This window comes from Thorsellia anophelis DSM 18579 (assembly GCF_900111395.1).
Lineage (GTDB): Bacteria > Pseudomonadota > Gammaproteobacteria > Enterobacterales > Thorselliaceae > Thorsellia > Thorsellia anophelis.
This window is the reverse complement of the sequence record NZ_FOHV01000001.1, coordinates 267,308-279,850: the sequence shown is the minus strand read 5'-3', so window position 1 is coordinate 279,850 and position 12,543 is coordinate 267,308. Positions and strand designations below refer to the sequence as shown.

8 protein-coding genes and 1 pseudogene are annotated in these 12,543 nt (G+C 38.8%); all 9 read right to left on the bottom strand.

What is annotated here, in order from left to right; translation table 11 throughout:
- Positions 1-2,613: pseudogene (locus tag BMW37_RS01220) on the bottom strand (hypothetical protein); the annotation flags it as partial.
- Positions 2,614-3,358: 745 nt separating this feature from the next.
- Complete coding sequence (locus BMW37_RS01215; protein ID WP_093316912.1) at positions 3,359-3,883, bottom strand: hypothetical protein; 525 nt, start codon at positions 3,881-3,883, stop codon at positions 3,359-3,361.
- A 105-nt stretch (positions 3,884-3,988) separates the two neighbouring features.
- Complete coding sequence (locus BMW37_RS01210; protein ID WP_093316909.1) at positions 3,989-4,513, bottom strand: hypothetical protein; 525 nt, start codon at positions 4,511-4,513, stop codon at positions 3,989-3,991.
- Positions 4,514-4,609: 96 nt separating this feature from the next.
- Positions 4,610-5,140 carry a hypothetical protein gene (locus tag BMW37_RS01205; RefSeq protein WP_093316907.1) on the bottom strand — a complete coding sequence of 177 codons (531 nt, stop codon included), beginning with the start codon at positions 5,138-5,140 and terminating at the stop codon, positions 4,610-4,612.
- A 373-nt stretch (positions 5,141-5,513) separates the two neighbouring features.
- The gene (locus tag BMW37_RS01200; RefSeq protein ID WP_093316904.1) at positions 5,514-6,821 is read right to left on the bottom strand and encodes a hypothetical protein; all 1,308 of its coding nucleotides are present in this window, start codon (positions 6,819-6,821) and stop codon (positions 5,514-5,516) included.
- 293 nt (positions 6,822-7,114) lie between these two features.
- Positions 7,115-8,185 (bottom strand): hypothetical protein, encoded by a 1,071-nt coding sequence (locus BMW37_RS01195; protein ID WP_143047583.1) that lies wholly within the window; start codon positions 8,183-8,185, stop codon positions 7,115-7,117.
- 16 nt (positions 8,186-8,201) lie between these two features.
- Entirely contained in the window at positions 8,202-10,763 is a 2,562-nt protein-coding gene (locus tag BMW37_RS01190; RefSeq protein ID WP_093316898.1) for an inverse autotransporter beta domain-containing protein, read from the bottom strand.
- Positions 10,764-10,957: 194 nt separating this feature from the next.
- Entirely contained in the window at positions 10,958-11,293 is a 336-nt protein-coding gene (locus BMW37_RS01185; RefSeq protein ID WP_093316895.1) for a hypothetical protein, read from the bottom strand.
- An 84-nt stretch (positions 11,294-11,377) separates the two neighbouring features.
- Positions 11,378-11,845, bottom strand: a complete 468-nt coding sequence (locus tag BMW37_RS01180; RefSeq protein WP_093316892.1) for a hypothetical protein — start codon at positions 11,843-11,845, stop codon at positions 11,378-11,380.
- Between the last annotated feature and the right edge of the window lie 698 nt (positions 11,846-12,543).

The following is a 12,543-nucleotide window of genomic DNA, read 5'->3' as shown; positions in this document are numbered from 1 at the left end:
AGGATCACTGCTTTGCCATGTATATGTACTGTTAATGTTGATATCATTCCAACCTAAAATATTCAACACAAACTGCGCATTTTTAAAGCCCGTTTTCGGGAAGCCTGCATCAATACTAAACGGTGTTGCACTTGGATTTTGTACGGTATTAACGTTCGCAAACTTCGTGATAGACAACGTCGGCATTGGTAAGTCTGGGTAGAACCATTTTTTCACTTCAAATTGATAGCGTAATGGACTGCCCGGCACGCCCGCTTTCGGCGTTGCAATAATCGCGATTGGTGTTGCTTTTGCTGGCTCTTTCGCTAAGGTCACTTCACCTGCTGCGTTCACAGTAACTAGATCCGTTTCCCCTCCGGCGGCAAGTTCAGCCGTCCAAGTATATTGATCATTGATGGTCTTGGTTGCATCCCATGCATCAGCGATATTTAATTTAAATTTCGCATCTTTAAAGCCCGTTGTCGGGAAGCCTTCATCCAAACCAAACGGTTGTGCACTTGGTGCAAGCGGCGTAGTAATATTACTAAACGCGGTTGCCGCAGGTTTTGCTGGCATTGGCCTATCAGGATCAAACCAGGTTTCAACTTTAAACTTATAAGTTAACGGCGGATTGGTGCTGCCTGCAGGCGGTCTTGCCGTAATCGTGATCTCTTTCGCACTATCAGGTTTCGCGACTAAAGTGACAATACCCGCATTGGTTACCGTTGCTAAAGCAGGATCGCTACTTTCCCATGTATAGGTGCTGTTAATATTGATGTCATTCCAACCTAAAATATTCAACACAAACTGCGCGTTTTTAAAGCCCGTTTTCGGGAAGCCTGCATCAATACTAAACGGTGTTGCACTTGGGTTTTGTACGGTATTAACGTTCGCAAACTTCGTGATAGAGAGTGTTGGCATTGGTAAGTCTGGGTAGAACCATTTTTTCACTTCAAATTCGTAGCGTAATTCACCACCAGGGATACCTGGTTTTGGCGTGGCAATAATGGCGATTGGCGTCGCTTTTGTAGGTTCTTTGACTAAGGTGACTTCACCAAAATCAGGCCCGAATTCATTCACAGCCACTAAATCGGTTGTACCACCAGAGGCAAGCTCTGCTCTCCAAGTGTAATTCGAATTACCACTGCCTGTATCATCCCCGACATTGATTCTGAATTTCGCATTCAAGAAGCCCGTTTGTGGGAAGTTTTCGGCGTCGCCTAGTGGTTTAATTGGGAAGTTAGCTGCCGCTAACGGTGTGCTAATTGAGTAAAAACGAGTAGTAAGCTTATTACCTTCCTCTGGCAGCTTATCATTTGCAACCACTCCTACACTACCTGGAATATTATCGTCATTGATAGCACGTACCGCAAATATAAATGTTTTACCCGCTTGTGATGCGGTTATCGGGAATACTTGAGAGGTGCGCCCCGTTTCAGCATTAAAGGTACCATTAAATTCTGTTGTACTATCATACACCGATAATGAACCAGCAATCGTATCTTCAAAGAGAGATGAGTATGTCGAACGGTCGCGTGCGCCACCATCGGCATCATAGCGATAGCTTACTGTCCAGTTAGTGTTTTCACCAAAAATCCCTTCTACTTGTAAATCATTTATCCTTGGAATTGGGTACGCCGCGCTACCATCTAGATTGCGTACACAAACCTGATAGGCAGTTGCCTTATTATCGATATAACTGCTGGATGGCGCTGTGCCACCTGGTGTTAAGCTTGTGCGTTGATATTGATTACGTGTTGCAACCGTGTTACCCACTTCTGCCGCCCAATAGAAATCACTACTAGACTGCCCCGCCCAACGAGGAGACGCATTCGCATAATAATTTAAATCACCCCATTCATTCCATAATCGGCCATTGGCACTTCTTTCAGTGCCACTCGATAGGTGTTGTTCAAAAAGAGGAATAGCATAGTTTCTTTCAGGCTCACGCTGACAATAATAAGCAATATTTGGCCACTCACGGTTATAATCGCCACCATGAATAAACCAACGTTCTAAGGTAAAGGTATATTCAAGCTTATTGAAGCTAGCGCCCAGCGCAAGTGGCGAATTAGGGGTTGCAGTAATTTTGATAGGAGTCGTAGCATTTGCAGGCATACTTTCTAGCTTAACAATACCATCTGATGAAACACTGGCTAAAGTGGGCTCAGACGATTCCCATGAATAATTGCTTGCCTCAATTGGCGTTTGAATTGCAAATTCAGCCCCTTTAAAGCCTGTTTTTGGGAAACCTTCATTAAGCTTGAATTTAGCGCCATTGGCAACAATTTGCGGCGCATTGCCAATTTGCACCTGAAAGGTATGTGTAAAGAACTGGCTGGTAATACCATCTTCCGTTATATTTGTTCGCGGATAGCCTGCATCGGTTGTGGCTTTAACCGGCACGGCCACTTGTAATGTTAATCGTTTACCTGCATACGTTGAAAAGTCCGCTAACGCCTGCGCATTGGTGATTTCAGTTAGGCCATCAAACCATTTATAAATCACTGCATTTTTTTCTAAGTCCGCAACAGTCGCAGTCGGATTAGGATCACTATCCACATCGCTCACAACGGCATTACTCAACACGCCACTAAACTCAATATCTCGCGGCGATTGCGTGCTCTCAACCAAGATAACGTCTTCAGGTTTATACGTTGAGGCATTGATTACGGTTTTGACAGTAAAATTCGTAGATTCTACTTGTGGCGCAGTTCCCATGATAGGTTCAGCTGTCGTCACAAATTTGCTCACTGCCAAGATTTCATGTGAAATAACCGTAGCAAAAGAAACCGCGATAAACATCGCAATTCGAGACGGGGTAAATAATGGAGTTGTCGCTTTTATTTTCATCATTTGTCCATTTTATGTATTCAAAGTATTCTTTTATTAAAATTGGAGAACACTTAAGGTGATCCACTTTATTTTTAACAATTTTGTTATGTGCATTAAAGTTAAGGGAATATCAATATTAAAAATAATATTCCCCAAACATCCCACTAATAAAAATCATTACTTACTAGTAAAACTAAAAATATATTTTTCCATCATTAAGCCTGATGTTTTACTCTCTAGTTTGAGTTATGTTGCTTATTTCAATCTGAATCAAAAACTATATTTATCACTTATTACAATAATGACTCAAACTAAGAATAATGCTAAATATTCATTTAACATTTAATTTGAGAATATGCTCGCTCAAATAACACTTAGAGTAATTAAGACTTATCTACCCGAGACTAGTTTATTTTCTGTTAATCAAACAACACCTAATAAACTATTTAATCCAATAGTTTAGTTATCCCAATTATTAGTCCTAAATTTGGTTTGTAATATGCTCTTTGTACGAGCTTATACAATTTAAACTCAAATCATAATATTAAAGAGTAATGACACAGGGAGGTGGAGCTAAATTTGTAACGTTAACTATCCTTAAATCCCCATTATCAACACTACCAAGGTGTATACCATGAGTTTGAGTTGCATTTGCTGGCAAATTTACCCAATATATTGTTCCATCAAGCCATTTACTATTTGGATTTAAGCCAGGCCTCCCCCCCCATTCACTTACTAAACTTCCTACTCTACGTATAGTATGTGCGCCATTCGTGGTTGATGTAGTATTTGTTAAAGGTTTTTTCCCTAAATATGATAAGTTAACTTCCTCAACATTCGGTAATCTCCAGCCAGCACCCTGTAATTGACAAAATATAGCTGGATTTAGTGTAGGAGAAGTTAATTGCGCCCCCGTACCATTCGCAGGAAAGCTTACACCGTTAATAGTTCCCGCATTCCAATATCCATTGATTGTTACAGCACTATATGCAGCGCTGTGCAATAAAAATAGTGATAACGCAGTGATGAATTTTGTGTGTTTAAGTTGTTTGCAAAGAAAATTTTTCATGATTTTTTCCAAGTAATATTTGATAATAAGTAATAAACGACAATGCGATTTATTTCAGTTCGTTAACTAGTTTTTAGTTAGCTTAACGTGACATAATCAGTAAATTTAGAGTGTTCTGACGCATGCAACACTATGAAATGCCTCAGCAACTGGGCTACCCAAGCCCCCTCTCCCATCGAGGGTTACTATATGTCTGACTCCAATTGATATTGGCTCTTTAACCCAATAATTATCGATTATCCAACCGGCACCACTATAAACACTTAGTTTGCCTCCCCATTCCGTAGCTAAACTTCCTGACCGACGAGTACTATAATCACCGTTAGTAGAATTATTATTCCCAGAGAGTGGTACTTTATTCAGATAAGCAATATTGAAATCAGCTATTTCAGGAAGACGCTTGTTATTTCCCTGTAATTCACAAAATCTATCAGGGTTAGTAGCAGGATCAGCTTGTTGCATGGGTGTACCATTCGCATTGATTGTGACGCCTCTTATCACGCTTGCTTCCCAAAAACCTTGGGTTTGCACTGCAAACACTGATGAAGTAAAGAGTGCAACGCCGAGGGCGCAGCTGATAGTGGTGATTGTTTTTATTCTTTTGGTTGAGTGTTGGTGTAATGTATTCATTATTCTATTCCTTATATTAATGTCCATTCTCTTTGAATGTTGCAACATGCCTATTGCTAGCTGACGTGTGCGACATCAAATCGTTTATTTACTGAGTTATATATCTTGTACACACATAACATTCTGTTGAGTCGTTGGTACTGAGGCACTAAGCGTCCCAGCAGTTGGGCTGTTCAATAACACAAAATGACGCTGTGTCGTATTCATTGGCTCTGCAACCCAATATGAACCAGAGACCCACGGCGAAGATGTGTATAGGCTCGGTTGACCGCCCCATTCACTTATCACACTGCCCACTAATCGTAAATTAGCAGCACCATCGGTTGTATTGTTATTCCCCGACAACGCTAACTTCGTTTTATAAGCAACATTCATTTCGCCCATACGCGGCAATCGGGCACCTACTCCATTTATTTCACAAAGAAAATCAGGATTGGATAATGGCGTTGCAAGTTGGAGTCCGGTGCCATTAGCAGAGAACGATTTACCATTAATTACCCCTGTTGCCCAAAATCCTTCTGCTGTCACCGCAAATGCGCTTTGTGCAAATAAGCTACAACAAACTCCTGCAACTAGCATAGTAATGGGGAATTTCGCCTTAAACGTTTTATGTAGTATTGGTTTCATGGTTTATTTCCTCTTTTTAAACGACTGTTCATGCTGTTTTTCTCTATTTTTTTATGCTTGTTCATAGTTAATCAGGTCAATACTAAAATAGGTAAAGTAGCCTATTTTTAGATTTAAACGATGAATTATTTCATCGTTATTTACTTGTTATTTAATGCCCTTTTCATCAAGCATTGTAATAAATACATACTCAAATCATAATTTTCAAAATGGCTCGCGATAACATAAATTCTGCCAAATACTTAATGTCTTACTCCCAGACTGAAAGCCATTTTGAAAATAATCAAAATGATTTATTCTGTTAAGGAGTGCGCATTACCTGCGCACTCCTTGTTTTAATCATAACAACTTGAATAATGACTAGCTTGCTAGATTATTCTGATGTGCCGTCATCCACAGAGAATTTAATTCTAAATCCTTGCTCATTCAGACCTAATGCATCCGCACCTGGCGTTAAGTTAAGTGCATCAAGAATCGCTGTGCTGTCTTTCACACGATCCACAACTGAACCATCGTTATCCGTTTCTGCACCATCACCATTCAGATCACCTGCGCTACCAGCAACATTACTGTTTCTTAATGTGCGGAACGCCATTTCGCCATCATTGTCGATTTCAAATGGTGTACTATTATCTTGATCTACATAAGACCAAATTAATGTATCAGCGTATTCACTAGTCACATCTGTCGTATAATCTGTTACAACGGTTGAACCTTCGATTTCAGTTGCTAAGACAGTTGCGTAGTAAACAGTATCAGTTTTAAGGCTAAGACCCTGACCAGCATTCATGTCTAGGTTGTCACCAAAAATATCCGAAGCAGGTACTGTTGAGAAATCAGGTGCTGGACCGCTTGGATCCGCTTTATACGCTAGATACGCATCGTTGTACGCTTTATTGGTGTGAATAACTAGACGTAGATCAGCACCAGTTTTTGGTTCTACACCTGGGCCGCCATCACCTGGTGGAATGATTTCTGGGTTAGGACCTGGATCTAGTGGATCTACTGGACCACCCGGATTTTCAGGATCGACTACCTGACCTGCGAATTCCAACACGTTTGGCACTAAAAGTTTATTATTACGATCGGGATCACCTGTTGCGGTCATCGGCATAATCACTGCCGCAATTTGGTAATTCAAATCCCCTAATTTCAAGGTATACTCACCTTTGTCATTATCAGCAGTCAATTTTGTCCAGTTCGCTTCAACATCCCCAAGAGTGATCTCACCCGCTAGAGAAGGATCGGTTTCAATCATTTTGTACCACTCGATCACAACTTTACCGCCATTTTTTCTATCTTTACGATCACCTTCTTTATCGCCATCAAGATCAACAAACATTAACGAGCCACCCATCTTATTCACGCCAGGCACACCAGGTGCAGGTGCTGTATTTTGTGCTGATTTAGTTTCAATATCGCTTTGATCAAGTGGAGTCCACTTATCTTTAAAGAGATAACTAGTCGCGTCAGGTAGATCAAAAAAGAGGGTTGAATCTACCTGTAACGTCTCCGTACTTGACTTTACGTGCACGTAAGGAATAAACGGTGGTGCACCTTTAATGGTGCTGTTAGTCGTTTTTACGCTTACTGCCGCAGAAAAAGCTGTTCCACTCACTAAGAGTGATGACAGACCTAATGCCAAAACAAACGGTTTTACTTTCATACTAATTGATTTCATAAATGCTCCTCAGATAAAAAATATTAATTTCCGTATAAATACGTCAATTATTTGTTTTTACTGTTACCAGTAATTTTTTGTTACTACGTTTACTTCTTTAAATAGACTGAATAATTAAAATTGCGTTATTAATAAATAACCATGTTTTAACTATATTTTTGACTCCATTTTTTAAAACACTTTTTAATAACTGCTTTAAATAAAGTGTTTACTTTTTTTAAAATAAATATGTTAAATACCGTTTTTAATATGTGTATTTAATATGATTTATTTATAACAACTATTTTTATCATTTACTCGGTGATTGATATTTCAAATTTCATCCCTTGCTGACTTTGATGCTCAATACTTTTTGCTAATGTTGCTGGTTGAGTAACGCCATCTTGAGATTGTTCGTTATTTAATTCTTGTGTTTTAAATTCGAAATAATCTTTATCTTGCGTTTTAATATAATTCGCCTCAACAACAACACGATTAGATGCATCATTTACATCAACAAGCTCCCAAACAAGTTTGTCTTTATATAAACCGGTAATGTTAGCTCCGCGTATATACCCACCCGGATTTGCCGGATCGGGTTCTTTAGCAAACACTTTCACGGCATAGTAAGTTTTTACTTTTAACTTACCCTCCGTTTGGTCAAACGGTAGCTCTTCATATTCATACGCTTGTTTTGCTGGTGCAATATTTTTGTATAACACGATTTCAATATCATCGGTTGGCTGAATAACCCCACACTCTTGACCAGGAACGGTGGGTTGTATCACCACATTTGTGATGTTATTGACACCTAATATATAGCCATTATTAAATGCTGTGCCCGCAACTTGATTCTCAAACAGCATTTCTTGGCCTTGTGGCACTAGTGTGTGGGTAGTTCTTAAGTCAAACACCTCAAGAGGCTCCGCCGTCGTATTTGGATCGCCCGTTGTGGTCATCGGCTTAATCGAGATCCCAATAATCTTACCAGCATCTTCTGGCTGAACTTCATAGGTGAGTCCACCTGTTTTGAAAGGGGTACCATCACCGTCCAGAACAAAATTACCTTCAGCATCTTCTGTTAAGAAGTACCAAGAAATCTTTGCTTCCATTTCTGCTTTAGTAGACTCATTAGCCCAGTCTAAATCCGTATCAAGCAACCGATAATCGATAGTCAAAGTATTTCCCGTATAAATTACACCATCAGTACATGCGCTATTAGTCGTTACTGTCACTTCAATCCCCGGTGCATGACCTAATAAAGGACCAGGTAAGGCATCAGTTGACATATACGTTCTTCCAACTACATCTTCTGCATAGACGCCTTGGATGCTGCTTGCAATCAATAATCCAATCATTAAGGGCTTAATTAGTTTATGTTTCATCATCATCATTAACCCCTTAGCCTTGACCATTTAAAAATTGATATCCGTTGTATTCTTCGACCGCCTCAACAGCTGCACCACTATTTTCGCAATAGACATTAGTGTTTTCATCTAATACACCGTCTGGATTCCAATTACTGAGATCAATGCTTGGCATGAGTCTTAATCCTTGTTCAGTTTCCAGCGGGTGTCTGACTAAATTCCCCCAGCTGAACTCATTGTTATCAAAGTTTGTACGTTGCGTAGAGAACATCGCATAGCCCATACATCCTTCAAGATCGACTTGATTATTAGCTCCATCCACGTAATGCCATCTTATTGTATCCACAAATTGTCCTGTCACTTCGTTATTGTCTTGATCTAATATCACCACTTCATAATAGGTATCAATCTTCAAATTATCGTTTGGTGTCATCGCTGTTGTACGTGGTTGTTTACCATCTATGCCTCGTTCAAAGAGTTGAAACGATACGCTACCGAGTGTGTAGAACCGATTAAAATATCCATCATGGAAAATTGGATCTACTTTTTCACCCTCTATGACGCTGTAACCAATTTGAATTTTCACTGGAACATTCGCAAAATTAATCGCTGATACTATCCCATACTCAATACCATTGATTTCTATACCATTTTCATCTGATATTAAATCTTGCTTAACTAACAATAGAGTACTTTCATTCCCAAAATTACCATTTATCGTATTGATAAATTCTTCGGTACCATCAGGACTCATTACTCTTATCCACCATTGTCCATCAGTAAATTTGAGCATTTTCTCAATACCAGCTTCATCAAACTGCACCGCCTTAACTGACAGTTGCAAGATCTCATCAGAGGTATAATCACCAAATTGACCTGAAGGAATCGCAGAGACAGAAGTTGCCCTGGTTTCAGTATCAATAAACTTAAGTCGTGTCCTCGCTAATCCACCTGTACCCATACGCATATTTAATTCGAAAGGAATAGTGGAAACGGTCATCCCTGCTTGGTTAGTTACTGTTGCAATAATGATGTAATTATCTAAATCATCCGGTTTAAAATTCAGTTTTAAATCATTATTACTCAAATCTTGTGGGTCAAATCCCGTTGTTACGTCACGACCTAATTTGGTTTTAATACTCCAAACGACTTTAACAATTGGTGTTTTACTTGTCGTGAGCACTTGCAATGGCAAGGTCTCGCCCATCTCCATTGAATATGGCGTTGGTAAATTCCACATCACTTGGAAGATATTTTGGCGATATTCAAAGACAATGTCGTAGTTACGATCAACTAAATCATAACGACTACCTTTTAAGCTACGAGTTGCCGCAACATTATCAGGATCAAGTTGCTTTTCTAATGGCGTACCAAGCTGTAAGTTTAAATTCATATCTAAACGTGTATCTTTTTCGCCATCATCACCAAAACGCTGTGCTGCTTTGAAAGTCACCAATGGGATTGGGGTATAATCCAATCCAATCGATATGGCTTTTGGATCATGTTGTAACGCTTCTTTGTTTTCGCCAAATAGCCCTACTTGGTCACCAAAATATTGCTCATACTTTAGTGATGCACCTAATTGTTCATAGTTAGGCAAATACGCTTGAGCACGGATGTCAAAACCTTGCGCTGGGCGTTCTTCGAAATCTAACAACACATCAGACTCTTTCCAGTCAGATAGCGGTGTATAGTAGTTAGCCGCTAACTTTAGATTATCCATCCACAATTCTGTTCCTAAACCTAACCGTGTGTTGCTCCCAGTAAAATCATGATCAATAAAGGCGTTAGTCCCTAATAGATAACTATCTTGCTCATAACGGTAACCAAAACCAAAGTTACCAATGGTGCGTTCACGATTTTGGCTGTTGATACCAACTTGTGAAAAGAAAAGGCTCTCTTTATCATCATACCAAGGGCTTAATAAAGATAAGCTTGAGCTTCTTAAGCTGCCATCTTCATCAATCGAGATATTGACCGAACCTTTACCAAACCTACCGAGTAATTCATTAGCACCTTTTTCAATTGGTTCCATCAGCGCTTGTTTAGCTTGGTTTTTCGCCCAGGTCTCTGCATCATCTAGCACGATTTCTGGGGTTAAATTACTCCAATCTTGTGTTGCAACAGATTGGGCAATATTGGCAGTATTTTCTTCCGCTGTGCCTGTGACATAACGACCCGCAGGTGTTGTATTAATTAGCAGCTCGGTTGCCGTTTCGTTGCCTAATTCACGTGTACTGAGTTCAGGCAATGCGGTAATAGCTGAAACTTCTTCTTGTTGAGTCTGTGAAAATAAAGGCGACGTTTTAGGTAACACAATCGATTGTGCTGCCGCTAATATTTCTATGTTGTCTACTTGGCCATGGTTCAACTTGCGTAATGCATCCACGGTGATCCCGCTTTGCAATGCCAATTGGTAAAGACTAATGTCACTAGGCGCGGTATAAATTGCTGTCTCACCCTCAATACCAGCAACTTCTACTATGCCGTTGTTTATCTCGACTTCTGCGTGTGCCAGATTCGTCAATGGACAAAGGGAGAGCGCGAATAAGGCTGCTGCAGTTAATTTATTGTTGTCAATATATTTCCTTATCATTTACTCATCCTTTTTATGAAAATTATATTCTTAGTATTTAAACGATTTTGTACGTGCATATGGATGTTGTTTTCTACTCTTATGGTGTTGTCTATAACCCACCGTAATGCATTAAATCTTACAGTTCGGTGGTAGATACTGGTCATGTGGCTGCCAGTCATATATTCAGTTTGCATTGCATATCCACACCCTCATCAAAATAGTTTCCATTTCTTTGCATTATTCGCTATTAGTGTCTCTAACATTTCTTTGTGAACACGGATCTCAATTTCGTATTCATTAATTTTTCTATTTAATAAATCGTGTTGCTCTTTTAACTGACTATTTTCATATTCCACTTGTGATATAGTCAGTTTAGGTTTCTCCGGTTCATCAAACAGTTCATTCACAAAGCTCCGCTCGGTTGAATTAAATATTTCAACTAATTGTAGTGGAGTAATGTTGTAATCGCGGCAAATACACTCTGCTGATATCCCACCTAAAAATTCGTCTAATATTCGGTCTTTCTCTTCATGCGTTAATACCGCCATAACACCTTAATCCCTTATGCCTACCTGTTATCATTCAACCTGTTACAGATTTACTGTCTCTTGAAAGATAGCTCGTATAGATAACTACTTGAACGCACTATCCGCTACTTGCAGTATGCGTTTTCGACTCAATTTAGTTCGTTGCTGATTGACAGGCACAGGAATACGCAGCCAAGATGAGTAATATCTGACTGTTTTGGTTTTGGTTGTATTTACCGTTTCAGATTGAATATAGGGAGCGGGGTCATCTAAGATGACGGCAATAGCCTGACTGCCTAATTTAGTATTAGAAATGTGTTCGATACGGTTTGTTGGGTTCTCAGTATCATTTACTAAATGCGGGTACAATACAATAGCTAGCCCAGTAGGCGTAACTTTATATTTAGTTAATGCTGAATTTAAACAAATGAGTCTGTTTTGATTTGTTCGAAGAGAACTTAATGCTTTTTTATGCGAAGTATAGGGAAGCGTTAAATGTGTTAAAACATTTAAATTTGTAAGAAATGATCGCTGATCGCTGATCGCTGATCGCTGATCGCTGATTATACTCAACTTCTCTAGACATATCAAGCCTCAAAGTGGTATTCAATGATTGATTTGGTGTTAATTTTAACATAAATATTATTCTAATAAGGTAATTGCTACAGTTTACATGCTCAATATCTGAGCTACATAGATTAAAACTTAACTAAATATTACCATTTGAATTACTTAATTACAATAAGCAATGATAATAAATAATTAAGGTTTTGTCAGCTGCATTCTTTATTCTTATTAATTCAAAAAGTTACTTAGGTAATTATTTAAAAAAATATCAATCAGGCTAAATACTCATGCCTATAGATTTTATATTTAATAAAAAAATAGACAGGTTGGAATATTTTTCGATTTTATATAAGAGAAGGAATTATGTTTATGTATATCCAGCTAACATACTGTGAATACACATTAAAAATAATTGATGCTTTATAAATATATAAAAATTAACTTGTTGTAGAAACTTACTGCAAACTAGGATGCGATCGCTCACCTAAACAATCATTTAACTAAATCAGCTATTTGGGAAAACTATATACTAGCTTTATGTGGCTGAGTTTGTTTGCCTGCAAGTAATGTTTTAAAAGAAAATGAAAAATAAGAGGCGCTTAATTTCGATGTTTACCACCAAGCCAAGTTGATAGATTATTTCAGCAATTTTTGCAAAAGTAGCTAAGCATTCACTTTCGAACGGTTTAGTATACCCAACGTCC

Excerpts from the sequence above, each read along its gene's own strand:
- BMW37_RS01215 (WP_093316912.1), bottom strand. The coding sequence starts at position 3,883 with ATGAAAAATTTTCTTTGCAAACAACTTAAACACACAAAATTCATCACT.
- BMW37_RS01190 (WP_093316898.1), bottom strand. The coding sequence starts at position 10,763 with ATGATAAGGAAATATATTGACAACAATAAATTAACTGCAGCAGCCTTA.
- BMW37_RS01200 (WP_093316904.1), bottom strand. The coding sequence starts at position 6,821 with ATGAAATCAATTAGTATGAAAGTAAAACCGTTTGTTTTGGCATTAGGT.
- BMW37_RS01205 (WP_093316907.1), bottom strand. The coding sequence starts at position 5,140 with ATGAAACCAATACTACATAAAACGTTTAAGGCGAAATTCCCCATTACT.
- BMW37_RS01195 (WP_143047583.1), bottom strand. The coding sequence starts at position 8,185 with ATGAAACATAAACTAATTAAGCCCTTAATGATTGGATTATTGATTGCA.
- BMW37_RS01185 (WP_093316895.1), bottom strand. The coding sequence starts at position 11,293 with ATGGCGGTATTAACGCATGAAGAGAAAGACCGAATATTAGACGAATTT.
- BMW37_RS01210 (WP_093316909.1), bottom strand. The coding sequence starts at position 4,513 with ATGAATACATTACACCAACACTCAACCAAAAGAATAAAAACAATCACC.